This window comes from Paenibacillus sp. EKM211P (assembly GCF_011066175.1).
Taxonomy (GTDB): Bacteria; Bacillota; Bacilli; order Paenibacillales; family Paenibacillaceae; genus Paenibacillus; species Paenibacillus polymyxa.
Genome location: NZ_JAAMNS010000023.1, coordinates 12,238 through 36,577 on the forward strand (window position 1 = coordinate 12,238; position 24,340 = coordinate 36,577).

Here is a 24,340-nt window from a genome sequence, read left to right on the forward strand (position 1 = left end):
GTTCATCTAGGTATCACGCACAGAGGAAAGAGGAGGGGAATTCATTGCCGTCCATTACATTAAACCAATTGTCGAAAACGTTTACGTACTACAAAAAGGAGCCGGGCGTGCGCAAATCGTTACAAAATTTGTTTAAGCGTGAACAGCTGACCAAAAAGGCTGTGCAGGATGTTAGCTTTAGCATTGAGGAAGGTGAGATTGTCGGATTTCTTGGCCCAAACGGGGCGGGCAAAACAACGACGCTCAAAATGCTGTCCGGCATTCTCCATCCCACAGACGGGGAGGCATCGGTACTCGGCTTTACCCCGTGGAAGCGCCAAAAGGAGTTTAAACGTCAGTTTTCCATCGTAATGGGACAGAAAAACCAGCTCTGGTGGGATTTGCCTGCAAGCGAGTCGTTCGAGCTGAACAAGCTTATCTACGAAATCGATGATAACCGTTATAAAGAGGCGCTGGATGAGCTGGTCACTCTGCTTGGGGTGGAGGAGCAGCTTCATGTGCAGGTGCGGCGACTATCGCTCGGCGAGCGTATGAAAATGGAACTAATCGCCGCGCTGCTGCATCGCCCACGAGTCATTTTACTGGATGAGCCGACCATCGGATTGGACCTTGTTTCTCAGCGGCGGATTCGGGAGTTTTTCAAAGCTTATAATCGTACACACCGGACGACCATTTTGCTGACAAGCCACTACATGAAGGACATTGAGGATTTATGCACTAGGTCCATCATTATCAGTGGGGGCAGATTGGTGTATGACGGAGACTTGCACAAGGTGAATGAGGTCATGGGTGCTCGTAAATTGCTCAAGGTTCGATTGGAGACCCCTGTATCCAACCTGACGTTGGCGGGGCTCGGCAAGCTTCGCTCCAACTCGGAGCTGGAGGCGGTATTTGAGCTGGACGCAGAAGATACGTTGACTTGGTCCAAAAAGATTTTGGATGCACTGCCTGTCGTTGATTTTACGATTGAGGACGTCCCGCTGGAAGAGGGGATAGCCAATTTGTATGATGGGGGCAGGCTGGCCGATGCGAAATAACAAATATGTGAAGGTGCTCCAGCTTGGTATGCAAAACGAAATGGAGTATCGAGCCAATTATTGGCTACAAATGGCGGGATTTATGCTGCCGATCATGACACAAATTTTTCTCTGGCTTGCGGTATTCGGTTCTTCAGGACAAGCAAGAGTGGTGGACTATTCTCTGCCGGAAATGCTGGTGTATGTGGTTATGGCGGGAGTAACTGGAAAACTGATTGCTACAGGCTTTGAATACGAAATTGCTACAGATATCAAGGAAGGTGGACTGGCAAAATTCATGGTACAGCCTGTACATTATTTTGCCTACCGTTTTTGCCGGTTTATTGGAGGTAAAGTCATTCAGTCCGCAGTTGTGCTGCTGGCGGCTGCTATTTTGCTGTTATGCCTTAGCCTGGAAGGACAAATTAGCTTCGAGCTATCGTACATCCTGCTTTACATATTGGCGTTGCCGGGAGCACTTGTGCTTAATTTTGTGGTCTATTATGCGCTGAGTGGCATAGCTTTTTGGATGACAGAATCGGCGGGACTTTTTTATACGGTGTCGCTTGTCATTTATGTAGCTAGCGGTACCGTGTTTCCGCTGACGATTTTTGGAGATGCGTTGGCCCGTTTGTTCAGTCTGCTGCCGTTCAGCTATACCGTATTTTTTCCGGTGAATGCGTTGACGGGCAAGCTGACTGTGCTGGAAGCCGCTGAAGGCATTGGCGTGCAATGGATCTGGATTGCAGTGCTGGCTGCCGTATCGCGCTGGGTGTGGCAAGCCGGAGTCAAACGCTTTGTCTCGGTGGGAGGTTAACATGAAAAATGTTTTTCGAAACGTTGGACGTTACCTCAGACTGTACTGGAAATTTGTCCAGTTTTCCGTCATGTCGCAAATGGAATACCGCACTAATTTTATAAGTGCATGCCTGGTTGAAACCGCTTATTTGTTTATCAAGCTGCTATACGCATCGCTTCCATATCGCGCTGGGACGGACATTAACGGCTGGTCTCCCGATGCCATGCTCTTATATATCGGCGTGTTTACGATGATGAGCGGATTTTATAGTGGATTATTTTACAGTAATTTTACAAGCCTGCCTGACAAAATTCGGACTGGCTCACTGGACGTGCTCATGACCAAACCAGTATCGCTGCAATTTATGGTGACACTGCGTCAATTTGAACTGGGCTATACTGTGCCGAATGTCGTGGGCGGTGGAATCATGACAGGCATTGGCTGGTATCATCTGGGGTTGCCATTTGATGTGGAAACCGTGGGAGGATTCGCTGTGCTGCTCGGATGCGGAGTGCTTACGGCATACTCCGTGTTTTTGCTGCCCCAATTGCTGGCCTTCTGGATTATCCGCACGAACGGTGTTACAGAGCTGTCCAACAGCATTTTCGAGACAAACTATGTGCCAATGGCCGTATACAGTAACCTGATTCAGCGTATTGGCTTGTTTGTGCTTCCGGTGTTTGTCATCTGTAATTTTCCGCCCATGTTCATTCTCGGTAAAATGCAACCCGGTTTGATACTATGGGCATTTCTCGCACCTCTCTGGCTGCTGGCGGTTATCCGCTTGATATGGCAGTTTGCTCTACGTGATTATACGAGCGCGAGCCAGTAGGGCTACCGTGTAGTAGGTTCATAATGAAGCAGGAAAGGAAGCGAATCATATGAATGCGATACCGAACCAGCGTCATTTATATATGGGCACGTTCGAAGCGGAGGCTTACTGGCGAGATACCGAGCTAGCTTCCCTGCCCGCCCTGCCTGACCGGTCTTCTTCGGCCATTGTAGCGGCTATGGATGAATTGCTATTTAGCTTTTGCCAGCCGGGAGACACCTTGTTGACACGTTATGCCATTTCGCCTGTGCATCGTCAGTATATCGCGCAGCTAGGCTTTCATCCGGCTGTAAACGAACGGGATTTGACTGACGGAATGGAACTGGCGGGCAATGTGTCGGCCGCATCCGTTTTTGAGCTACTGAGCAGTCGCAAGACGGATGCCGGTGAAGGTTTTCCTCAGCTGGAGGGCTGTGTGCTTAGTCCATTTGCGGGGTTGCCGCATGTGGAGGAGGCCGCACGTGCTTGGGGAATTACATTGCATCAGCCACCGCTGGAAACCATTCGCAAGGTAAATGCCAAAACCTATTCCTCTGAGCTAAAACGCAATCTAGGTCTGCGCAATCCAGGCCATATTGTGACTTCGTTTGCGGATGTCGCTGAAGCAGGACGTAAACTGCTGCGGGATGGAAGCTTTTTAATCAAGGATGATTTTGGCGTATCGGGCAAAGGCAATTTACACATTACCTCGACACAAATGCTGGACCGGGTCGTATCGTATTTGCGTGGACAGGAGCGCAAAGGCAAACGGGTGCTGTTCCTGCTGGAGCCTTTCCTGGAGAAAGAGCAGGATTTTTCATGCCAATTCACGATTAGCGATGATGGACGTGTAGACATTATATCTGTGCAATGGCTGGCTAATACTCAATTCGCCTATCGAGAATCCCTATCGCCGGACAGGGCTTTTATGGAGCGCCTGGAGCGCGACGGCTATTTTAGCTTGATGCAGGACGTGGGGCAGCAATTGTATCGGGATGGATATTATGGCGATGTTTGTATTGACTCCATGACACTTCGCGGCGGGAAGCTGGAGCCCATTATCGAAATTAATGCCAGAAAGTCGATGAGTTTGATCAAGCATCAGCTCGATACCTATCTGGCCGGGAAAAATATGCATGGCACGTTGACGAATTATTCGCTGTCCCATGATGGGAGTCTATCCTATGAAGAACTGCTGGAAGGGCTGAAAGGCGAGGGATTGCTATTCACAGGTGAGCGTGAGGAAGGTGTCATGCCTCTGGGAGCCAATACGTTATATGTAAACACAGGTGGACGAGACGGTGAGAACAAGACTGCAGGTCATACAACCACGCCAAGCAGAAACACAACCGGGCGCGGAGGCAGATCATCTGCCAAGCAGGTTCGCGTAAGTGGGATTGGAGCCAGCGATGGCGGACCAGAAGGGAACGGCATGAGTCAGCCTGATTTGAATGGTAAACAAGAAGCTGACGGAAATGAACGGGCACGAGGCAAAGGCCGGCTTTATTTGGAACTGGTTGCTGCGAGCGATGAGGAAAAAATGCGATTGACTACCAAGCTGGAGCGTTTTTTGGCAGAGCGACATTTTACAGTGCTGAATTAAACGGGAGGCGTATAAGCATGCGTAAGAGTACGGAGAAGCTTATGAAGGTAACGATTTTGTGTTCCGGTTTCGGATTGGGCTTTTATACCCCTGGCTTGCTGCTGCAAGCAGGTCTTCGCAGGCTGGGCGTGGATACGGCGATCCATGTATTTGAAAATGTACTGCCAGAATCGGCCCGTCTCAAGGTCGACAAAAGTCGGAAAGCTTACCATGACAATTTTGCAGTGGCCTTAATGTCGCAAAAGGTTCCGCAGGATATGCGTCATTCACTGGACCCCGCAGCGATGGAAGTACTGCTGAACCAATGGATAGAAGAGGATCGGCGGTATTTTATATGCTTATCCGGTCATTGGATGTATGTACTGGAGGAGTATCGCAAGCGCAGAGAGCCGGAGTCGGTGTATGTGGACATCGTGTATATGGATTCGACACCTTCTCCTTCTTGGAAAAATCTAGCCAAGCATCATCCGCATTTTGCTGATGGCTGTGGAGAAACGACCCTGTTTGAAAACGATAAAAATAGAGTCAGCCACTATATTGACATCCCGGCAGTGGAGCATATCCCTTTTGAAGCACGGCAATCCCGCTTATTCGTACATGGCGGCGGTTGGGGGATGGGCACCTACCGTGAGAAGGTTGGACGGTTGGAAGAAGCGGGCTGGGAACTGGATCTGCTGCTGTATGATCAGGATCAGCCAGATGAACAGCGGGACAGTATACGCTATTTTCGGATGGACCCGCAATGGAGAACATGGCAACGAAATGAAGCCGGGGAGCATACATTTCCACCTTTCGGAGAGGTGAAAATGGGTGAGGAAACGGTGTATCAGGTCGGACCGGATTACCATTGCATGCTGGACCGAGCATGTCATGCCCAGGCCATTGTCAGCAAGCCCGGTGGCGGCAGCCTGACCGATTCGTTCGCTACAGCTACTCCGCTGATTATGCTGGAGCCGTTTGGTGTGCATGAGAAGCATAATGCGGATCTATGGGAACGTCTGGGGTTAGGCATGCGCTACGAGACGTGGATTGGAACCTATGGCGCCAGTGCTCAGATTCTGGAGGAAATGCATCGGAGGATCGTAGAGCTGCGCAGTCGGACGCCGCGTTATATAGAGTCCTATGTGAAGAGCATTCAAGTGCCATCAGGAATGGAGCAGGGATCATGAACACGGCCGCGGCTGCGCAAGAACCTGCGATGCCAGATATTCGCTTTGGGATCATTGGCTGTTCTGCCATTGCCCCTCGTGCGTTGCTGGAACCGATCCGACATGTTGCAGGAGCACGCGTGACCGCGCTTGCGAACCGTACGGTTGCCAAGGCGGAAGAAATGGCAGAGCGTTATGGAGTCAATGTCGTTTATGGTCATGCTGAGGATATGTTAAAAGACCCAGACATCGACGCTGTATATATTGCGCTCAGCAACGATTTACATGCTGAGTGGATTGGCAGAGCCTTACAAGCTCATAAGCACGTGCTGGTGGAAAAACCGTTATGCCTGAATACGGCTGATCTGGCTCCTTTGGCAGCTATCGTCGAACAGAGCAACGCTTACCTGCTGGAGGGAGTCATGGTACAGCATCATCCTTGGCAGCGTGAGCTGCGCAGAATTGTAGAATCGGGTCGTTATGGTCGCTTATGCTCCATAGAGACGAGTCTGTGTATTCCGGCAAAAGAAGGTCATGCGGACAATTACCGATCCCGATCGGAGCAAGGCGGGGGCTGCTTTTGGGATCTGGGTGTGTACTGGCTCCAATTGCTTCAGGCCGTCGTTGGATTGGAGCAGGCGGAATTCCACAGTCAATCGGATTTCGATGGCCCCCATGGCTGTGACTGGACATTTCGTGCACAAGCCCGTTACCCAAGCGGACTAGAGGCATCTGCCCTCTTCTCATTTGAGCGACCTTATCGCTGTGCTCATGTACTGACCTTTGATTCGGCAGTAGTCACCTTAAAGGATTGCTTTCGGGCGAATTTAGGCTTTTATAAAATGACACTCAAGACGGAAATAAAGAAGGATATCGCGGTGAATATAACAGATACGGCAGCACAGTCCTTGTTATCACAGACATCCTCGCATAGCAAAACGGTTTTTGAGCCCATGAACTATTATGTCAATCAGTTGGATGCCTTCTGCAGCATCATCCGGGGTGAAACGGAGCCCATTCCATTTCATGAGGCTGCTGAACGCGTCAGACTGCTGGCAGCTATTCATCAAGCAGCACGCTCAGGCGAGGCGATCTATGCCATATGAGTATGATTGTGGTTTTCAATCGGTGAAATTCGAGTAATACCAAATACAGAGTATCCAAGCAAAGAAAGGAGGGATTCGGCAGATGGATCAAAAGGATCAAGTCTTACTGGAGCGATTCGGCGAGCATCCGACACCCTTTTATTATTATGATGGGGACGCGCTGCATGCTCACGTCAGCTCGTTGCTGGCCCGGTTACATCCGGCCGTGCGTGTACATTACGCGCTCAAGGCTAATGGTAACGTAGCCTTGGCTGGGTTGCTGCGCTCGTTAGGTTGCGGTGTGGAAATTGCCTCGGCTGGAGAAATGTTCGTCGCCATGGAGGCCGGGTATGCTGCGGAGGATGTGCTGTACGCTGGGCCGGGGAAAACGGTAGCCGAGCTGCGCGAGGCGATAGCCTGTGGGATCGGCTGCATCCATGTTGAATCGGTGAGAGAGCTACGTCTACTGGAGGACATTGCTGCCCAAACAGGCGTGTTTGTCAGAGCTGCGGTTCGAATTAATCCCGATAATGACCTGTCGGGAGCAACGATTAAAATGGGCGGTGTTCCGCGCCCTTTTGGAGTCGATGAAGGGCAGCTGGATCACTTTTTTAAGGTGCTGGAAGATTGCCCGCACGTATATTTTCAAGGTATTCAAGTGTATACAGGTACGCAAATGCTGAAAGCGGATCAGATTTTAGCTTCATTTGCGAATACCTTGCAGTTGGCAGAACGGGTGCAGGCTCAGTATGGTGTGGCGATGCATACGGTCAATTTGGGCGGTGGGTTTGGTGTACCTTATTTTGCTCATGAACAGCCGCTCGATATGGATCACGTCATTGACGGACTCAATGCACTCGCGGAACAGACTCGATCCAGTATGCCCGGGGTTAGGCTGATCATTGAAAGCGGCAGGTATTTGGTCGCTCAATCAGGCATGTATGTCTGCCGGGCGTTGTATACCAAGGAATCCAAGGGAGAGAAGTTTGTCGTGGCTGATGGCGGCATGAATCACTACGTCTCAGCTACCTTTCGGGGACGCCGCTTAAGGGACAATTACCCGGTGCGAATTATGCGCAGACAAGTGGGAGAAGAGGTTTCCACGGCGCTGGAGACGGTAAGCATTGTCGGTCCGCTTTGTACACCCGAGGATTGTATTGTGAAAAAAGCGGAGCTGCCCCCGATTCGCGAAGGCGATTATATTGCTTTTCCGAACGCAGGAGCCTATGGATTAAGCTACAGCCCATTATATTTTTTGGGACATGCTACTCCAGCGGAACTGCTCGATTATCGCGGGGAAGTGCATGTCATTCGTGAACACGGTGATCGCACGGACCTGCTGCACCATCAGCGTATGATTGCGTTGCCTGAGGATGTGATGTAAGTATGTAAAAACGCCAAAGTCATAGGAGCCGATATCCATCGGACCTGTGATTTGGCGTTTTTTACATTTTCAGCATTGTAGTATTGACTTAACGTGATTGGGAGCTGCGTATTTCCTGACGGACAAGCTGCCATACCATAAAGATCAGCACAAGGGCTTGTGGGACAAATGTTTCCCAAGTTGGATACATTCCCAACCAGCTAATAGAAGGAAGCGAGGACGCAGTGTGTCCCGGCAGCTTGCCTGCCACCTGAAGGGAATGAATACTTTCGCCCAGAAATCGGAATACGAGATAGTAGATCAGTATAGTGGCGGTCAGGAAAAAGGCGCGAATTGGCAACCTTACACTGAACTTGATGATCGCTAAAGCAAGGACGACCAGTATAACCGTTGCCGAGCCAATACCGATCAGCAATTGCGAGGTTTCAATGGCCGGAGCCATACCGATATAAAAAATAGCTGTCTCGGCCCCTTCACGTAGAATCGCGAGCGCAGAAACCGCAAAGAGCGACCATAGGCTGCCCCGTGCTAGCGCATTGCCCACGCTGTTTTCCACAAAGCGGTTCCACGCAGCAGCATTGGATTTGCTATGCAGCCAGTTACCGACCGTTAGCATCAGCACAACAGCCACCAGCCCGGTGACACCTTCCAGCAGCTCACGCATACTGCCCGATGCAGCAGCTGCCACCAGCGAGGTGAACAGCACCGCCAGTATTCCGCTTAGCACCAGTCCTGTACCAGCTCCTGCCCATATCCATCGTCCAGCCACAGCTTCGCTGCTTTTTTTGGCATACGCCAGCAGAGCTGCGAGCACGAGAATGGCCTCCAGACCCTCGCGCAGCAAAATCAGTGCGGCGTCCCATGCAGTATAAGAACGTTCCTCGGTCAACGGACGGAGCCTGTCCAGCATCTGATCAAGAGTCTGCAAGGCTTTATCCATATTCGGTGGGGAAGACAGCAGATATCCAGAAGTCTCGGTCATTTGATTTTCAATCGCAGTGTAAGACGCCGGATCGGAAATTTGTACATGTCCTTCGACAGAAGGCCATACAGCGATAAACTGCCCTACCTTGTCTGCGGCCTGCTCTGGCTGATTAGCTACAACATCTTGGCGTGCGGATTCGAGCAGGGTGACTGCATCGCCGAGGGAAGCTGTTGAACCATTCGCTGCTCCGGCAGCGGCATTGCCTGCATCTGCCCCTTGATCTGTGTTCACAAGTTTGCCCTGACTATAATCAGACAGCAGCGTCGTTAACTCCTGCATTTCCTTGAGAGCCTGTGCTTGACGTATGGGCTCTGCTTGCATAGAGATGCGAATGAGGCTGATTTTTGTTTCAAGCGAACTGTATACCGAAAAATGGTCCAGACGAATCGGGGTCTCCACCTGATACCAGGCTTTAACGATTCGGTCGTAATCCACCCGCGCAGCAGCCCAATCGCCTTTTTGCATGGCAGCCAGACTGCCCTTCGCCATAGGAAGCAGTTTTTCCGCTGCTTTAGCTCCGGCGGGAGCCGGTTGATCTCCTTCGGCAGCCGTCACAAACTCATTGACCGAGCGCGCCAGCACGGATAACGCAGCTTTCGCTGAATCCCCGCCGCCATGGGCAAGCGCCTCTTCTGCATCGGTCAGAGCTTGATCTACGGCCGCGATATGGGCTGAATCCCCGCCATTTGCTTTGACAGCTTCCCATAAACCACGGAATTCCTTTAGGTCCTTGGACGCTTCCGTCCATTGGTCTTGTCCCGCCTCCACCAGTGCTCCGCCGACCACAGGCATCAGCTGATCATTAGAGACAGCTTTAGCATTTGATTGTGCGAAAACGGCCGACCCATAGCCGGATATGAAGGGAGTTACTGTCAGCAGCAGAGCCGCCACCAGCACAAACACCCACCCTAAGCTTTTATTGCGCCGATTCATATAAATCCCCTTCCTTGCCTGCTGCTAAAATAACGTATCCCCGATGTAGCCGCCTTGCGACACACCTGGGAAGCAGGCGAACACCGCGCTGCCTTTGTGTACAATGTATTCGTTCAGCTTGTCATTACGTGCAAGCTTCTCCTGAATGTGAACGAACTGCTTGAACAGATCACGCTGGTAGCTGATGAACAGCAGTCCGGCATCGAGCTGTCCTGTTTGTTTGTCTAATCCGCTTGAATAGGAATAAGATCTCCGCAAAATATTAATGCTCCCGTTCCCATGAGCCAATGCCACATGAGAGGTAGGGGGCGTAAGCGGCTTGCCTTCAGGGCTTGTAGCCGCCAGATCCAGCTTGTCAAACTCTTTGCTTTTGCCCAGTGGGGCACCGCTGCTGCGATGGCGTCCAAAGGTATCCTCCTGGTCACCTAATGTTGAACGATCCCACACCTCTACTCGCATACGAATACGGCGTACAGCCATATAGCTGCCGTCGCCCATCCATGCTGGTCCGTCATTGGTCTGTGTCCACACCAGCCGATTCATCTCGTCTGCCTTGGACGTGTCCGGGTTTCCCGTGCCATCTTTGAAGCCGAGCAAATTGCGCGGTGTGCTGCCCGCAGGATCAGCTTGTGCCGTCCGCTGGAAACCTTCCTGCGTCCAACGGAGTACCGCCGTTCCTCTGGCGATACGCGCCAAATTACGCAGGGCATGGAAAGCTACCTGCAAGTCATTGGCACATACCTGCACTCCGATATCACCGCCGCACCATTGCTCATCCAGGGCGTCTCCCTGAAAACGAGGCAACTCACGGAACCCGGCAGGCTTGAGCCCTGCCAGGCCATACCGTCCATCAAAAAAGGAGGGGCCCACCCCAAAAGTGATCGTCGTCCGGGACGGAGATAATCCCGCTGCCTCGCCCGTATCGGAAGGAGGGAGGTTGATATTTTCATTATCGGTGCCAAGCAGCACACCAGAAGTCATTGTAGCACTTGCTTCCGTCCAGGCCTTGAAGAGATTCCGCACCTGTTCCTTATCCCGGGTCGTTAGATCGAAAGCGGCGAAACAGATAAAATCTTGTGCCGGAGTTACAATCCCCGCCTGATGTTTGCCGTAAAAAGGAACTACATCTTTGGTATCTGCCTCCGTCATCATGCTTTCGAGGCGTTGACTGGCTGACAGCACAGCGCCCACGCCACCGCCGCCAAGCAGCAGACCTAATCCACCTACCCCGGCCAGCTTCAATAGATCACGGCGTGATACGGATTTACCTTTTCCTGATCGCTCATCATCCGCTCGCTGAGCATCCTTTTCTGTCAGATCAGACTGTTCATTACGGGATTCCGCATACTGCGACTTTTCTTGTCCTTTTTGCCGCTTAAAGCCTTTCATATCATTACACTCCTAACAATTTCCCCATTTGGGACAACGGTTCTGCCAAAGCATCAAGGTTCTGGCTTAGCTTTTTAATTTCTTCCGGTTTCAGTTTGGTATACGATACATAGCCTTCGCCGTCTTTGAAAGGAGCCAGCTCCTGCTGTAAGGCTGTAAAGCGCTCACCAATTTGTTTTTCCAACGCCGCGTCTTTTTGGTTCAGATCTGTTTTCAAAATGTCATAAATCTTTTGAGCACCTTCTACATTGGCCGCAAAGTCGTACAAGTCCGTATGAGAATAACGCTCCTCTTCACCCGTTACCTTCGAGGTAGATACTTCGTTCAGCAACTCGACTGCACCTGTTACCATCAAGCTGGCATCAATGTTAACTGTTTCTACTTTGGCACGCAGCAGCTTGGCATCACTCAGCAGGCGGTCGGAAAACTCGTCCAGTCCTTTGGTGGTGTTTTCTTCCCATAATGTTTTCTCAATACGGTGAAATCCGCGCCAATCCGCTGCATCCACATCACCGTCACGAGCGTCAATATTCGGGTCCAGATCGCCCAGTGCTTCCGCAATCGGTTCAATCCGTTCATAGTACATACGTGCTGGAGCATACAAAGCCTTGGCTTTATCCAGCTCGCCAGCTTTGACTGCGTTCGTGAATTCTTCTGTCTTTTTCACAAACGTATCGCATTGCTCGGTTGCATAGGTACGGTAAGCCGCAACCGCTTGATCAAAATTGGGAGCAGTCGCCGCAGGAGTCGTGGTCTGTGTTGTTGTTCCTGTATCTTTGGATGTTGCAGCAGGCTGCTGATCCGCAGTTCCGGCTTGTCCGCAACCTGCAAACAGAATAGAAGAGACCAGCACTCCGGCCGGTACGGCATAACGTAGTTTCATAATCAATGAACACCCTTTCTGGCCAAACTGGCCCTGAACCATAGTCTGTAGCGCGATCTCTATAACGAATTATCATTTTTGATAATGATTATCAGTCGCATTTTTTCTTATCATAAGGCTGGCCTATATGCCTGTCAATACATATTTTAGACACAAAGTTCAACTCGTCATTAAAGCTACAAGTAAGGTGCCTATGCCCATTTTTATCCGCACATTGAACCATACCTGAGCACATGACATAAAATGTGTTGACTGTATCCCTTAACCTTGTTACACCACACAAAACCCGAGCAAGGAGGGGTGAAATTGACGAAGGGTAACGACCAGAAAAACAAGTTTTTGTTAACTCACCGTGAACGTGAAGTATTTGAACTGCTCGTGCAGGACAAAACAACGCGTGACATCGCCGGACAACTATTTATTAGTGAGAAGACGGTGCGTAACCATATTTCCAACGTAATGCAGAAACTGAACGTAAAAGGTCGTTCACAGGCGGTCGTAGAATTAATCAGGCTTGGCGAATTAAAAATCTGACCTCTCGTTCCTTGCGGGGTACAAAGTCTTCTCGATGATCCTTCAACAATGAAGGGTGGTCGGGAAGGCTTTTGTTTTGATCATGCTGAGGATATGACGAAAAAAACGATTAAACCGCTGAAATATGTGGGAATTTGTGTATAAGTGGTGTACTATATAGATAAGGAAGAAAATACCATGCGTTTTCCAATAAGTTATATGAATAATTGAGGTGGAAGCTGTACCACAAAGTTGTATTTAGATAGAAATGCATCTGGTGATAGTCTAAGAATGAAATACAAATTAGCATGACGACAGGATGGAAGTTGAATCGGGTTTTTGCTTAGGACTACCTGTGGTATATTCTTGATCGGAGGTGAACGATAAGACATATGACACCCAACCAACACTCAATGACTTACACGCTGAACAGCGGTATAAAGGGAACAGTCGACCTATCCAGTAAACAGGTGCAGGAATGGATTAAAGCATATCGAATCGGCAGCAAATTTGTAACAGTTGTGGGTAAACAATATTTTGGTTTAAACCCTGAGTTGGTAGCAGATTTCAAGGTACATAATGAATACTCGGAGCAGAGAGAACACATATCCATGATACAGCCTGTAATGGAACGTAAAGCTGTAGATCTGGACCCTTTGGTAGAAGCGTATAGTCAGTATAAAACATTAATTCAGGTAGAATGTAAATGTGGTGCTTCCTACATAGAAGAATCACCTCATAAGAGAACCAAGTGGTCATGCAAGGAATGCAACAATATTGTGTTCCTGGATCGTAAAAAGGGCATGGTGGATACGAATACAGGCAAGGCCTGGTACATGACCAACAAATACTATGTAGAAAGACAAAGCAACTGACAGATTGTCAGTTGCTTTTCTAACAGACTCGCACGCGTCTTTATATGCTTTTCACCATATATTAAATCCATACTTGGAAATGCTACTATATCTTTTGCCAAATAATAAAATTGATGTTTTGTACGCTTTGTAGTACATTATCAAGTGTATTATAAGGAGGCTTCTCATGTACGGACATAGACAAGATGATACTTTATACATCATGACTTACACATTAAATAGTGGTATCAAGGGCACGGTGCCTTTGTCTAATCAACAGATACAGGAATGGCTTGAGTGTTACAGAATCGGCAAGAAATTTGTAACCGAGATTGGCAAAGAGTACTTTGGACTGCATGCGGAACTGGTGGCTGACTTTAAAGTGCACAATCAGTATTCAAGCTATCAGGAGGTCATTATCCCGATTCAACAGCCGGATACTGGCTTAAGAGAGCTGTCTCAAGCTTACAAATCAACAGAAACCTTAATTAAAGTAGATTGCAAATGTGGTACATCGTATGTAACAGAATCCCCCTTCAAGCGGACCAAGTGGTACTGCACCAAATGCCGGGAGATTGTTTTTCTCGACAACAAAAAGGGAATGGTTGATACTTCTAGAGGCAAGGCTCATTATATGACCAATAAGTATTTTGTGGAACGGGAAACAACTGGCGTATAAGCCGGTTGTTTTTTTGTTCATAAGGTTTGTATACGTTCTGATTTTTTAAAACCGATTGCGCTACAGTGAAAAAGGGGAAAGATAAACCTTAAAATAAACGATAGTCAGGTGGTGAACGTCATCCGGGAAAATCGTACGAATGGTGCAAGAAACCGCATGAGCACGAACAATGTGTACATAAACGAAACGCTTCATTTGGAACAAATCATAAGTGACCTACGTGTGATGGGCTATGTGGCTTTTCATCATCAGCCGCAAATTGCAGGTGAGCCTCATGAGCTGGATGAGTTAAAAAAGCAATTACTGTTGTTTTTTCAACAGCACCATGTATTGTGGATTGAGCTTGATCCGCTAACGCAATATGTGGTGGTGAATAACATGGGGAAGGCCACCGTGCTGAAACTCATTGGCCGGAAAATAAATCCGCTACGTGATCGGAGAGCGAACGCTGCTTTGGCGGGGCAGCCACTGCATGAGCTGGATCGGGAGATAGAACGGCTGAATCGGCTGGTTCACCTGTTGCGCTACACTCGTTTTCCTTAAGCGACGGCATTAACGAAAAAAAGCATTCACGAGCATGCGTAATCACATGCTGTGAATGCTTTTTGGTATGTTATTTTTTACCACATAAGATGAGTAAATCTACGGTGACATACGGTAAATCTATTTCCTGCATTCGCTGCCAGTCTGCTTCCGTAGCTCCCCACGATAAGGGAGTCATATGGAGCAAAGGCTCCACAAGGTCGGCATTTAGCATAAAGCGATAGGTTACTCGTTCGGCGGATAAAAGATTAAAGCTATCTTTAAACCGGCTTAATATATTGTCATTTGAATAAGTTGGCTTTTTCTGTTCATACAAGCATCTCAATTCCTGAAGATAATATGGTTCGGGAATGACCTTTAGAATGCAGCCATCCTCCGAAAGAATCCTTTTAAATTCAGCATAATTGGAAGGGGATAAAATATTGAGTATACCGTCAAATTGTTGATTTGCAAATGGGCAATGAGCCAAATCGGCAACACACCAGAGAGCATGAGGATATGCTTTGGCTGCGGACACAATACCTTCTTTAGACAGGTCCATACCTACGCTTGTAAGCTCGGTGATTCCCTTCCAGGTAAGCTTATCCTGAATGTGGCTCGAAGGGGAACCTTCCCCGCAACCTGCATCCAGCAAGTACAGATGTGATTTTTGATCGTACAGGGGTTTCATAAACTTCATCATCGTGCAGCTTATGGCTTCATTTAAAGGATCAAAAAATCCGCTATTGCACATCATTCTTCTGGAGTTAAATAGTTGTTTATCATATTTGGTTTTATGGGATCGGGCGGATAAATGTAAATACCCGTGTTTTGAAAGATCATAGCAATGCTGATTCATACATAGGAGGCTTTTACCTTCCACCATACGCATGGGTTGAGAACATACAGGACAACTAAAAAGATGTTGATGCTTCCTGATCAGGCTAGCCTTCATCTCGTGTTTATTCCATTTGGACATAGAAAAGCACCTCGTTCATTCGTATTGGGTGAATGAAAAAAGGCACAGCCAAATAAACCCAACCCATTTTTCGAAAAAATGATTGAGTTTTCATGAACTGTACCTCACATTACCGTAAACGAATGAACTGAATAATCATATTGTGCAGCGCTCCTCTAAAAAAATAGAAAGGGCTTTCGCCCTCTCTATTGTAACTTAGCCATTAGAAGTTGTCATATGCTTACACAGATTTCAAAAACTCCACAATCGTCAGCAGACCCTTGTCGAAATTCTCCAAATTAAAATGCTCGTTTGGTGCATGCAGGTTTTCATCTGGCAAGCCGAAGCCCATCAATACAACTGGAGCACTCAGCACACGGGAGAAGGTTTCCACGATCGGAATGGAGCCTCCATCCTTGGTAAATAGGGCACGTACACCGTATACTTTCTCAAAGGCATCCGCTGCTGCTTGTAAAAACGCATGTGACGGGTCGATGTTAAAGGCGTTCGCCTTCTCACCTTGTTGAATATCCAGGGTAGCTCCTGCTTGAACGTGTGCGCGTAAATGGCGCTCGATTTTGTCCAGAATATCTTGCGGATTCTGATTAGCTACCAAGCGGCATGTGATTTTAGCGTGAGCTTCCTTCGGAATGACCGTTTTCGTACCTTCACCCTGGAAGCCGCCATATACGCCGTTCAGTTCCAGTGTAGGACGAGCCCCAACACGCTCGACGAAGCTAAACCCTTCTTCGCCATAGAGCGAATCAAGTGCAAGATCTTGTTGCAGCTTGCTCTCATTGAAGCCTTGCTTCGCGAATTCTTCTCTCATCTCTGCCGATAATGGAGCAACATCGTTGTAAAATCCTTCGACGCTAACGCGGCCTTTGTCATCATGCAGGGTTGCCAACAGGGACACCAGAGCATGCAGGGCATTCGGCACGCCGCCACCGAAGGAGCCGGAATGAAGATCCGTGTTCGCCGTGTGAATGGCGACTTCCAGTGAGCACAGTCCGCGCAAACCTGTGCAAATCGCAGGCTTCCCTTTTTCGATCAGAGAGGTGTCAGACACCAGTACAGCATCAGCTGCTAGGCGTTCAGCGCCAGTGTGCAAAAACTCAAGCAGGTTCGGACTGGACACTTCTTCCTCGCCTTCAATGCAAAACTTGATGTTCAGCGGCAATTTGCCTTCCTGCTTCAAAATGGCCTCAACCGCCTTAATGTGCAAGAAAACTTGCCCCTTATCGTCTGTCGCTCCGCGCGCATACAATTTTCCATCGCGAATGGATGGCTCAAACGGTGGCGTTTCCCACAGGTGAAGCGGGTCCACAGGTTGCACATCATAGTGTCCATACACAAGGATGGTTGGTTTGCCAGGTGCATGCAAATGGTCTGCGTACACTAACGGATGGCCTTTGGTTGGAATAATTTCAACGTTTTCCAAGCCTGCAGCAGTCAGTTTGGCCGCCAGCCATTCGGCTGCTTGATTAATGTCTTTTTTGTGCTCCGATAATGCGGAGATACTCGGAATGGACAGCCATTCCTGTAGTTCGCCCAGTTGTTGTTCTCTGGCTTTTTCAAAATATTCAGTATAACTCATAAACTATGTATCCTCCTTTTAAATGTAAATCGTGTTTATATTGCGCTATCCTCCGAACCGAGGTTGTGGACGATATGTCTAGTTTACTACGTTTTATGCTGAACGAAAAATAGGGAGAAAAAAAACGATTCTGCCCGGGTCTGTACAGACCTGAGTAGAATCGCCTTTCATCATGAATAGGATGTACTTATGCTCGGATGTCCAGATGACCCCCAAGATGCGGTTGTACGCTTTTTTCCATCATCTGTACCAAAGCCTGTCCTTGTTCACTGGCCTGATCCTTAGCCATACCCAATACCTTCACACTTACGGCTTGAGCCAAGCTGGCCTGACTCATACCTGTGGATAATGCTGCGATATCCATGTTCCATCCTCCTTCATTTTGATAATTCGCTTTCTCTGTATTTATCGGTAGGAATGGTTATTTTGTTTCATCCAATTGGAATTGTGTCAGTAAATCTTGAAGCTGCTCTGCCAGACGGGTCAAATCTGCGGCAGACGAACCGATCTCTTCCATGGAGGCGAGCTGTTCCTCTGCGGCTGCGGACACGGTCTCTGTATGAGATGCTGCTTCTTCAGCAATACGTGTAATTTCCTCCATGCTGCTAACGACTTCATTCGTTCCATTGGCTACTCCCGCGGTAGAAGCGGCTACGTTATCGAGTTGCTTCGCTGATTTGGCTACTGCTCTACGGATGCGTGAGAAGGAGCGACCGGATAGATCAATGGAATTGATGCCTTCCGTTACGCGTTCCTTGGCAGATTCCATAGCGACCAGGGCTTCAGATACACCGCTCTGTATCCCTTGAATCTGTTCACGAATTTGCTGTGCGGAATAAGCTGAGTTTTCAGCCAGCTTGCGGACCTCTGTTGCTACGACAGCAAAACCTTTGCCATGCTCCCCAGCTCGTGCTGCTTCAATAGAAGCGTTCAGTGCAAGCAGATTCGTCTGGCTAGCAATTTCCGTAATGACGGTGACAATCGTCCCGATTCGTCCGGAACGGTCACTCAAAGCGCTGACAATCGTATCGAGCTCTTCCACGGTAGTGCGAATTCCATCGATGGAGATGACACTATTGCCGATATGCTCACTGCCTGCATCCGACGCCTGAATAGCTTGTGCGGAATAAGTGGTCATTTCTGCCATGGTGTCGGTCATAGCTGTAATGTCAGCAGACATGCCGCTAACTCGTTTCTGATTATCTTTAGCACTGTCTACCTGACGTTCGCTGCCGGCAGCGACATCTTGAATGGCTATGGTCACATGCTCGATGGCACGGGTCGTTTGTTCTGCACCTGCGGCAAGTTCTTGCGAGGATGCTGACAAATTACCTGTCATTGCTTGAATTTCTCTAATCATGTTACGCAGGTTATCCACCATTTGTTGGAAATATCTTGATAACTCGCCAATTTCATCTGTGCTGTTCGTAGCCACATTAATCGATAGATTACCTTGGCTGATAGCATCCATAGAATTACGCAATCTATGGATGGGTTTAAGGATACTGTTGATCAGCCACATTGCGAGCACACCAATGATGATGGCTGCAATGACCAACACTACGATTGTCGTGAGAAGAATAGGTTGGGCGGAGGCACGGGTTTCTGATTTGTCCATCGTTCCGGCAATTTTCCAGCCTGTCAACTCATTGGTTTTGAAAATCAGATGTTTAGCTACTCCAGCGGCATTGTAATCGAAGCTACCCTCCTTGGAGTCAAACAATTGAGGCGTTTTTTCTCCCATTTCGGTACTCCCGCTGACTTCTGTCGGGTGAGTAACGATACGTTTGGTACTATCAAATATCACAATATAGCCATTTTGTCCGATTCTTAGCTTTGTGATTTCTTTTAAATTATTCAAATTCAGAGAAAGACCGAGAACACCGCTGTTGTCGGGAAGTGTACGTGAAATATACACAACGGGGACCTTGGCCGTATTGAGCCCGACAGGGCTGATTACGGTTTGACCGGGTTTCTCCATGGCCTGTTTATACCACGGACGTTCCCGAGGATCGTTTGTGGAGCCTACGGCTTTGCCAATAATAAGTTTACCTTCGGGAGTTCCTACAAACATATCAACAACTTCCGCATGCATTTTCAAATACACTTGTAATCTTTTTAGAATGGCATCATCTGCTTCAGCGCTGTTATCACTAGCCGTCAACGTTGTGGAGTAATATTCAAGATCAGCTAGTTTGGCTTGAATCGTTTGAGTAACTGCGCGATCAGCTGCAGTCACGCTAGATGTTGCACTGTCCAGTAATTGGCGATCTGTCTGGTTATACGCTGCCTGATATGAGAAAGAGCCCACAATAATACTAGGAACAAGCATGACCAGCAGGAAAGCTGCTGTCAATTTCTTGCGTAGTGTTAATGTTTTCAGTCGTTTCAGTTGTTTCATCTAACCCCTGCTTTCTAACTATATATTCATTTCAAAAGCTTATACCATATGTATTTACTATCGGTTTTTTGGAGCTGAATTGATAGATTTATTGCTAATTTGTCCAATACGTCAAAGAATTGCTTGCATAGCATGGAGTATCTTGCAATTTGGAGGGATAAGGTATGGGTTTTTTTCTGGATATGAGAAGCTCCACCAATTCATCAAAAACAGGTGAGGGCCCCGATATTCAATTGGGGCCTGTACCAGAGCGATTCGGTATGATTACGCTGCGAACTTATCTTGTGCCGAGTCCGATTGTGACTTTTAGTGGTTCGATTGGTCTGATCGGTGAGTTTGGTGATACGTATGCGGTTGAGATTGTACGTGGAGCTAACTATGATCCGAACGAGGTAGTCTACCGCGCTGAGGGGGTATTGGGCGTGAATGGAGCTAATGAAACGCAAGCTTTTAATGCACAGGATTTGTCCGCTCCCTGGGCCATACAAACGGTATATTCTTCTTATATTTCCGGTGTTTCGACTACTGTCCGCAATGGTCCGGAAGTATTCACGGGTATCGCTTCAACTCCGTTTTTGTAAAATATATCAGACAAGTATTCTCCGGTTCAGAGCTCGCTGCCTGTTCATGGTTTTCCTATGATTAGGCAGCTGCGCTTTAAGCCTAGCAGCCACAGCCTGGGGTAGACATTTGCCGCAGGCTTGTGGCTGTCTGTACTCCTTACAACACCGAGAACATAAATGATATGGTTGTTGTGATTACTTCATGGTGTGTACAACAGAGTTGATTTGCTTTTACGGGCTGCTAATTCTTTAAAATTTCTTGCAAATACTGAGTCAACTCGTCTGCCGCTTTGGTATGGGCGAGGAGTCCGGGATGGCTGCGAGATCCTATCGTTTCTTCTGTCGTGTTGGGCAGTTGGAATACGGACACACTGCGATCCCTCGTTTTTTTCTTGTACGCATCGACCGCCCGATAGATCGCTGACATCATCGGAGTACCAAGCATCCCATAGGCCCATACAATATGGGCAGTAGGATTGCAATTCCGAAGCTTGACAAGAAAGCGTTCGGTAGCGTTTTCAAAAGCTTGTACGTCTTCTTCATTAAATGTGCCATCCTCATTCAAACGTTGCTTATACACTTTCCCACTTACCGGGTCTGTCCATGCTGGAGAATAGAAGGCCCCACCGTCATTAGTCCCTAAGTTCACTACGACCACGTCTGGTTGCCAAGAGGTAAAATCATGATCGGCAAATGCTCCTAATGCTTCATTTCTCTCTCCGGTGAGCACACCGCATACCTGCTCATAATATGCCGGTATGTTCCCATGTGGATTGTTATCCCAGCTGGTTAGCACACCCCATCCGCTTTGTGAGAACACTCGGTAATCCGCATTCAGTGCCTCGGCTGTTATAGCTGTATAATTGCGTAGGGCTGTGAATAGCATAGGAACCCAGTCTGTCTCCTCCTTCGCTCCAATCGTTCCTTCTCCCGAAGTAATGCTGTCCCCGATAAACTCTACTTTGAGGGGCTTATCAGGGACCGGCAGCAATTCTCCGTCAACCTTCAGCGCATGAATTTGCAACAAGCAGCGCGGGTCCGAGCTCATAGGCTGGACATCCTTGACGATACGGACATTTTTGACCGTGTCAGAGTTCAACCCTCTCAAAAGACAGATCCAATGTCGCCCAGCGGTCACCATCAGGCGACTCATCGGGACACCATTGATGACAATACTGATCCAGGGCTCATATACCTGATAATCGGCTTCTATTTCAATCCATAGCTCTGAGCCTTTCATATTTAATTCAATGCCGCTGCCTGTCCAAAATAGAGTGAGAGGGGTGAGTGTTGGCGTAGTTCGACCATGAACCTTTACATGCTTTGTTTTTGCAATTGGATATGTCTTCAATCTCTTGTTATGTGACATATTCAACATCCTCCTCATGATCTCGAATGAATGCTAGTTTCTGTAATATTGTAAAAGAAGTGACAGAGAATCTCAATTCTATTTTTAAGTAAGTTTAGAGCAGCAATGGATAGTAAAAAGCACCAGCAGGTTTCATTTTGCTGATGCTTTTTTTGATATGAGGAGCCCCAATAACGAAGTTGATTTTTTTCAGACTATTACTTTTATTCTTTAATTCGCTTTGCCGAACATGACGATATTAATCGCCTTGCCGAAGTCTATACCTACTTTGCCAGTTAATTCTGCCGTTTTTTGCGCCAATACTACTGCATTGACACCACAAGAGAACAGCGCAATATCAAAGTCATCTTTATGTGCTGTGATCCACCCGAGTGTTTCCGGCATCTGTTCATATTGATGAAATGCGAGCGTGTGCGCGATATGCAGCCCGTACGGCTTGGCTTCAAGAACAGGCTTTACTTCAGCGGCCGTCCGGGTCACCAGCAGAATGCGTCGATTTTTTAGGATGTCCCAGAATGCGGGTGTCTCCGCTAAATATCGATTCAGGCAGGCATGGCAAGTCAGCGCAGGGGAAAGAGCGTAGTGAGCAAAGACCTGATCGGTCAACTCCCGCTTCATATAAGAGGGTGCTTTAATAGATTCGTCATCATATGGCAAAATGCCTGCGACGCTGGCTTTGCTCACTGCCAGTGCCACTGCGTCTCGTAGGTCCGTATTAGGCAGAAACAGCCCCTTTTGGCCGAGATTGGCTTTGACCGCCCAGCGTTCCTGTAACACCTTTTCCATCGGCCAGACGGTGTCTTGAGCCAATACCAAATTTTCGCCATCTCCAATACGTATGAGCGAGAAGGGCTGGTGCTGATCGAGTGCCAGCTTCAAACGTTTCAATACCTCGTCAATCTCCAGATACTTTGAATCCGTCATATCTCGTTTCCTCCCTGTCAGTCCTGCTTGTTCAACTTTTCAAATAAAGCAAAAAACTTCGTATTCTATCATATGTCGAAAGTTAAAAGGTTTTTGTATGAACGGCTATTCTTTTTCGATTCTACCTATTTTTGCGAGAGTTGTTGCATCTGTACGTGCCGTTTCAGAAGCGTCTTCATAACTTGAGAGAAGACGGATGAAAGGGAGGAAGATCAATGAATCGCAAGATTGTGATTGAAATTAATTTTAATAACTATGGGATGAATCCCAACCGCCTGACACGTGAGTGGATCAGCGAGCGACTGGATATATTCAGAACCTTTACGCTGCGTAGTCTGCTCAATCAGACAAATACGGATTTTTTATCTGTCGTCAAGCTGGCGGGTGGATGCAGCGACATTGTGGAAGAGGAACTGGCCCAACGGGAGCCCATTCCTGAGCACATCCGTTTTGGTACGAGCATCGAAAGTAAACGTCGTATCAATGCGTACATCGAAGGAGCGGACGAACTGCTCATTGCTAGAATTGATTCCGATGATTTGTACCACCAATCCTTTGTACAACAATTACATGATTACAAGTTTCAACCGGATACGGTTGCGCTGGTAAATCAAATGGGTTACTTGTGGGATGCGGTTGAGGGGCAGATGGCACCTGTGTTTCACCACTCGCCTTCCTTTTATGTGTTCCGCTATCAAGTAGAGGAATTTCTGAATGATTACCGTGTCGTTATTCCTGGGAAAGGCACACACGGATATGTAACGGAGCTGCCGCATGAGGTGATTCCGCTTCGCAACTATGTGAATGTCATTCATGCCGCCAATACTTCGGTGAAAAAGGTACCGGCAAAGGATCGACTCTCAGAAAATGAAATGAACGCGGTGCTGGCTGAATTTTTGGGCACAGGCATTGCCAATTCGTAACGGTCAGGAGGAGATTATATTGTTCAAAGGAAAAAAACTGCTGGTGACCGGAGGAACGGGATCTTGGGGGCAACGCCTGACGGCTGAATTGCTGAAGGAGGGACCAGCGGAAATTCGTATTTTTTCACGCGGTGAATTTGCACAGATTGCCATGCAGCGGCAATTCCAGTCTGATCCCCGGCTGAATTTCATGATTGGAGATATTCGGGACCTTCAGGCATTGCAGGAGGCTTGTCGCGGGATAGATTATGTGTTCCATTTGGCGGCACTAAAGCATGTTCCTGTGTGTGAGAAGCAGCCGGAAGAGGCTTTCAAGACGAATGTACATGGTACGGAAAATGTGATTCGGGCCAGCATAGAGCAGGGAGTCGCCAAGGTCATTGATGTCTCTACAGACAAGGCGGTAGACCCGGTGAATGTATATGGGATGACGAAGGCGATTGGCGAAAGATTGATGATCCGCGCCAACGCCTTAAATGAGCGTACTCGCTTTGTGTGTATTCGCGGCGGCAATGTGCTAGGGACGAGTGGAAGTGTCGTGCCCCTGTTCAAACGCCAGATCGCGGAAAGTCAGGATTTAACGCTGACGAGCCCAGACATGACACGTTTCTTCCTCACGCTCGGAGAGGCGATTGGCTTGCTGCTGAAGGCTTCTGTTACGGCGATTGGTGGAGAGACACTAGTCATGAAAATGAAGGGTTGCAATATTGCGGATTTGGCAGAAGTGATGAAAGAACAGGCGGGGCAGCCTAAGTTAAAAGTGAAGGAAATTGGTATACGTGGTGGGGAAAAGCTACATGAGGTGCTGATTTCGCCCTATGAGGTGCCGCACACGTATCGCTATGATGATCGTTATTTTGTTATTCTTCCCCAGCAAGCAGACAAGCGTTTGTTGAGTCAATATGGTGGATTGGAGCGGGTGAACTTCGAACAATATCGCTCGGACGATGAGTTAATGGATCGCGCTGGAATTGCTGAGTTACTGCAAGGTATGGAGTAAC

23 protein-coding genes and 1 pseudogene are annotated in these 24,340 nt (G+C 48.2%); 14 read left to right on the forward strand and 10 right to left on the reverse strand.

Annotated features, from left to right (window positions below):
* Positions 1 to 44: 44 nt before the first annotated feature.
* The 7 genes from G9G57_RS23590 to G9G57_RS23620 all read left to right on the forward strand — a co-directional run bounded on the left by G9G57_RS23590 (position 45) and on the right by G9G57_RS23620 (position 7,846).
* Entirely contained in the window at positions 45 to 1,037 is a 993-nt protein-coding gene (locus tag G9G57_RS23590) for an ABC transporter ATP-binding protein (protein WP_016818500.1), read from the forward strand.
* The gene (locus G9G57_RS23595) at positions 1,027 to 1,833 is read left to right on the forward strand and encodes an ABC transporter permease (RefSeq protein WP_016818501.1); all 807 of its coding nucleotides are present in this window, start codon (positions 1,027 to 1,029) and stop codon (positions 1,831 to 1,833) included. Before G9G57_RS23590 ends, G9G57_RS23595 begins: the two co-directional genes overlap by 11 nt.
* 1 nt (position 1,834) lies before the next feature.
* Positions 1,835 to 2,647 carry an ABC transporter permease gene (locus G9G57_RS23600; protein WP_044787339.1) on the forward strand — a complete coding sequence of 271 codons (813 nt, stop codon included), beginning with the start codon at positions 1,835 to 1,837 and terminating at the stop codon, positions 2,645 to 2,647.
* A 49-nt stretch (positions 2,648 to 2,696) separates the two neighbouring features.
* Positions 2,697 to 4,229 carry a hypothetical protein gene (locus G9G57_RS23605; protein ID WP_164965630.1) on the forward strand — a complete coding sequence of 511 codons (1,533 nt, stop codon included), beginning with the start codon at positions 2,697 to 2,699 and terminating at the stop codon, positions 4,227 to 4,229.
* Positions 4,230 to 4,246: 17 nt separating this feature from the next.
* Entirely contained in the window at positions 4,247 to 5,398 is a 1,152-nt protein-coding gene (locus tag G9G57_RS23610; protein WP_164965631.1) for a UDP-glucuronosyltransferase, read from the forward strand.
* Positions 5,395 to 6,483 (forward strand): Gfo/Idh/MocA family protein, encoded by a 1,089-nt coding sequence (locus G9G57_RS23615; protein WP_164965632.1) that lies wholly within the window; start codon positions 5,395 to 5,397, stop codon positions 6,481 to 6,483. Before G9G57_RS23610 ends, G9G57_RS23615 begins: the two co-directional genes overlap by 4 nt.
* Positions 6,484 to 6,565: 82 nt before the next feature.
* Positions 6,566 to 7,846, forward strand: a complete 1,281-nt coding sequence (locus tag G9G57_RS23620; RefSeq protein WP_016818506.1) for a type III PLP-dependent enzyme — start codon at positions 6,566 to 6,568, stop codon at positions 7,844 to 7,846.
* 88 nt (positions 7,847 to 7,934) lie between these two features.
* Here the strand turns inward: G9G57_RS23620 and G9G57_RS23625 are convergent, their stop codons facing one another.
* Genes G9G57_RS23625 through efeO form a run of 3 tightly spaced genes read right to left on the reverse strand, consistent with a single transcriptional unit; the run spans position 7,935 to position 12,036 of the window.
* Positions 7,935 to 9,764: an FTR1 family iron permease gene (locus G9G57_RS23625; RefSeq protein WP_164965633.1), complete on the reverse strand. Its 1,830-nt coding sequence runs from the start codon at positions 9,762 to 9,764 to the stop codon at positions 7,935 to 7,937.
* 24 nt (positions 9,765 to 9,788) lie between these two features.
* Positions 9,789 to 11,153, reverse strand: a complete 1,365-nt coding sequence (efeB, locus tag G9G57_RS23630) for an iron uptake transporter deferrochelatase/peroxidase subunit (RefSeq protein WP_117289141.1) — start codon at positions 11,151 to 11,153, stop codon at positions 9,789 to 9,791.
* A 4-nt stretch (positions 11,154 to 11,157) separates the two neighbouring features.
* Positions 11,158 to 12,036 carry an iron uptake system protein EfeO gene (efeO, locus tag G9G57_RS23635; protein ID WP_117289139.1) on the reverse strand — a complete coding sequence of 293 codons (879 nt, stop codon included), beginning with the start codon at positions 12,034 to 12,036 and terminating at the stop codon, positions 11,158 to 11,160.
* A gap of 306 nt (positions 12,037 to 12,342) precedes the next feature.
* Here efeO and G9G57_RS23640 point away from each other — a divergent pair, with 306 nt between their 5' ends.
* The 4 genes from G9G57_RS23640 to G9G57_RS23655 all read left to right on the forward strand — a co-directional run bounded on the left by G9G57_RS23640 (position 12,343) and on the right by G9G57_RS23655 (position 14,625).
* On the forward strand, positions 12,343 to 12,570 hold the full coding sequence (locus tag G9G57_RS23640; RefSeq protein WP_013372773.1) for a helix-turn-helix domain-containing protein: 228 nt from the start codon (positions 12,343 to 12,345) through the stop codon (positions 12,568 to 12,570).
* 371 nt (positions 12,571 to 12,941) lie between these two features.
* Entirely contained in the window at positions 12,942 to 13,424 is a 483-nt protein-coding gene (locus G9G57_RS23645) for a hypothetical protein (RefSeq protein WP_016818510.1), read from the forward strand.
* Between the two features lie 166 nt (positions 13,425 to 13,590).
* Positions 13,591 to 14,082: a hypothetical protein gene (locus G9G57_RS23650; RefSeq protein ID WP_013372771.1), complete on the forward strand. Its 492-nt coding sequence runs from the start codon at positions 13,591 to 13,593 to the stop codon at positions 14,080 to 14,082.
* A 156-nt stretch (positions 14,083 to 14,238) separates the two neighbouring features.
* Entirely contained in the window at positions 14,239 to 14,625 is a 387-nt protein-coding gene (locus G9G57_RS23655) for a hypothetical protein (protein WP_174821069.1), read from the forward strand.
* Between the two features lie 70 nt (positions 14,626 to 14,695).
* On the opposite strand, the gene G9G57_RS23660 is transcribed toward G9G57_RS23655, so the two are convergent.
* The 5 genes and pseudogenes from G9G57_RS23660 to G9G57_RS23675 form a co-directional block, all read right to left on the reverse strand.
* Complete coding sequence (locus tag G9G57_RS23660) at positions 14,696 to 15,295, reverse strand: methyltransferase domain-containing protein (protein WP_231124977.1); 600 nt, start codon at positions 15,293 to 15,295, stop codon at positions 14,696 to 14,698.
* Between the two features lie 132 nt (positions 15,296 to 15,427).
* Positions 15,428 to 15,583 (reverse strand): annotated as a pseudogene (locus tag G9G57_RS26320) (putative RNA methyltransferase); the annotation flags it as partial.
* Positions 15,584 to 15,803: 220 nt separating this feature from the next.
* Positions 15,804 to 17,159, reverse strand: coding sequence for a dipeptidase (locus G9G57_RS23665; protein ID WP_017427362.1), 1,356 nt, complete (start codon positions 17,157 to 17,159; stop codon positions 15,804 to 15,806).
* A gap of 187 nt (positions 17,160 to 17,346) precedes the next feature.
* Complete coding sequence (locus G9G57_RS23670; RefSeq protein ID WP_016818514.1) at positions 17,347 to 17,523, reverse strand: YjfB family protein; 177 nt, start codon at positions 17,521 to 17,523, stop codon at positions 17,347 to 17,349.
* Between the two features lie 57 nt (positions 17,524 to 17,580).
* Entirely contained in the window at positions 17,581 to 19,560 is a 1,980-nt protein-coding gene (locus G9G57_RS23675; protein ID WP_164965634.1) for a methyl-accepting chemotaxis protein, read from the reverse strand.
* Between the two features lie 164 nt (positions 19,561 to 19,724).
* Here G9G57_RS23675 and G9G57_RS23680 point away from each other — a divergent pair, with 164 nt between their 5' ends.
* Entirely contained in the window at positions 19,725 to 20,141 is a 417-nt protein-coding gene (locus G9G57_RS23680; RefSeq protein ID WP_016818516.1) for a hypothetical protein, read from the forward strand.
* A 223-nt stretch (positions 20,142 to 20,364) separates the two neighbouring features.
* Here G9G57_RS23680 and G9G57_RS23685 read toward each other — a convergent pair whose 3' ends face one another.
* Positions 20,365 to 21,492: an SGNH/GDSL hydrolase family protein gene (locus G9G57_RS23685; protein ID WP_164965635.1), complete on the reverse strand. Its 1,128-nt coding sequence runs from the start codon at positions 21,490 to 21,492 to the stop codon at positions 20,365 to 20,367.
* Between the two features lie 210 nt (positions 21,493 to 21,702).
* Positions 21,703 to 22,416, reverse strand: a complete 714-nt coding sequence (locus tag G9G57_RS23690) for a GT-D fold domain-containing glycosyltransferase (RefSeq protein WP_164965636.1) — start codon at positions 22,414 to 22,416, stop codon at positions 21,703 to 21,705.
* Positions 22,417 to 22,631: 215 nt separating this feature from the next.
* On the opposite strand from G9G57_RS23690, the gene G9G57_RS23695 reads away from it, so the two are divergent.
* Together G9G57_RS23695 and G9G57_RS23700 are read left to right on the forward strand one after the other, a co-directional pair.
* Positions 22,632 to 23,339 carry a glycosyltransferase family A protein gene (locus G9G57_RS23695; protein ID WP_107734882.1) on the forward strand — a complete coding sequence of 236 codons (708 nt, stop codon included), beginning with the start codon at positions 22,632 to 22,634 and terminating at the stop codon, positions 23,337 to 23,339.
* Positions 23,340 to 23,358: 19 nt separating this feature from the next.
* Positions 23,359 to 24,339: a polysaccharide biosynthesis protein gene (locus G9G57_RS23700; RefSeq protein WP_017427368.1), complete on the forward strand. Its 981-nt coding sequence runs from the start codon at positions 23,359 to 23,361 to the stop codon at positions 24,337 to 24,339.
* Position 24,340 lies beyond the last annotated feature (1 nt).

Coding starts and splice junctions, on each gene's coding strand:
- G9G57_RS23595 (WP_016818501.1), top strand. CDS start 1,027: ATGCGAAATAACAAATATGTGAAGGTGCTCCAGCTTGGTATGCAAAAC.
- G9G57_RS23600 (WP_044787339.1), top strand. CDS start 1,835: ATGAAAAATGTTTTTCGAAACGTTGGACGTTACCTCAGACTGTACTGG.
- G9G57_RS23605 (WP_164965630.1), top strand. CDS start 2,697: ATGAATGCGATACCGAACCAGCGTCATTTATATATGGGCACGTTCGAA.
- G9G57_RS23610 (WP_164965631.1), top strand. CDS start 4,247: ATGCGTAAGAGTACGGAGAAGCTTATGAAGGTAACGATTTTGTGTTCC.
- G9G57_RS23615 (WP_164965632.1), top strand. CDS start 5,395: ATGAACACGGCCGCGGCTGCGCAAGAACCTGCGATGCCAGATATTCGC.
- G9G57_RS23620 (WP_016818506.1), top strand. CDS start 6,566: ATGGATCAAAAGGATCAAGTCTTACTGGAGCGATTCGGCGAGCATCCG.
- G9G57_RS23625 (WP_164965633.1), bottom strand. CDS start 9,764: ATGAATCGGCGCAATAAAAGCTTAGGGTGGGTGTTTGTGCTGGTGGCG.
- efeB (WP_117289141.1), bottom strand. CDS start 11,153: ATGAAAGGCTTTAAGCGGCAAAAAGGACAAGAAAAGTCGCAGTATGCG.
- efeO (WP_117289139.1), bottom strand. CDS start 12,036: ATGAAACTACGTTATGCCGTACCGGCCGGAGTGCTGGTCTCTTCTATT.
- G9G57_RS23645 (WP_016818510.1), top strand. CDS start 12,942: ATGACACCCAACCAACACTCAATGACTTACACGCTGAACAGCGGTATA.
- G9G57_RS23650 (WP_013372771.1), top strand. CDS start 13,591: ATGTACGGACATAGACAAGATGATACTTTATACATCATGACTTACACA.
- G9G57_RS23655 (WP_174821069.1), top strand. CDS start 14,239: ATGAGCACGAACAATGTGTACATAAACGAAACGCTTCATTTGGAACAA.
- G9G57_RS23660 (WP_231124977.1), bottom strand. CDS start 15,295: ATGAAACCCCTGTACGATCAAAAATCACATCTGTACTTGCTGGATGCA.
- G9G57_RS23665 (WP_017427362.1), bottom strand. CDS start 17,159: ATGAGTTATACTGAATATTTTGAAAAAGCCAGAGAACAACAACTGGGC.
- G9G57_RS23670 (WP_016818514.1), bottom strand. CDS start 17,523: ATGGATATCGCAGCATTATCCACAGGTATGAGTCAGGCCAGCTTGGCT.
- G9G57_RS23675 (WP_164965634.1), bottom strand. CDS start 19,560: ATGAAACAACTGAAACGACTGAAAACATTAACACTACGCAAGAAATTG.
- G9G57_RS23680 (WP_016818516.1), top strand. CDS start 19,725: ATGGGTTTTTTTCTGGATATGAGAAGCTCCACCAATTCATCAAAAACA.
- G9G57_RS23685 (WP_164965635.1), bottom strand. CDS start 21,492: ATGTCACATAACAAGAGATTGAAGACATATCCAATTGCAAAAACAAAG.
- G9G57_RS23690 (WP_164965636.1), bottom strand. CDS start 22,416: ATGACGGATTCAAAGTATCTGGAGATTGACGAGGTATTGAAACGTTTG.
- G9G57_RS23695 (WP_107734882.1), top strand. CDS start 22,632: ATGAATCGCAAGATTGTGATTGAAATTAATTTTAATAACTATGGGATG.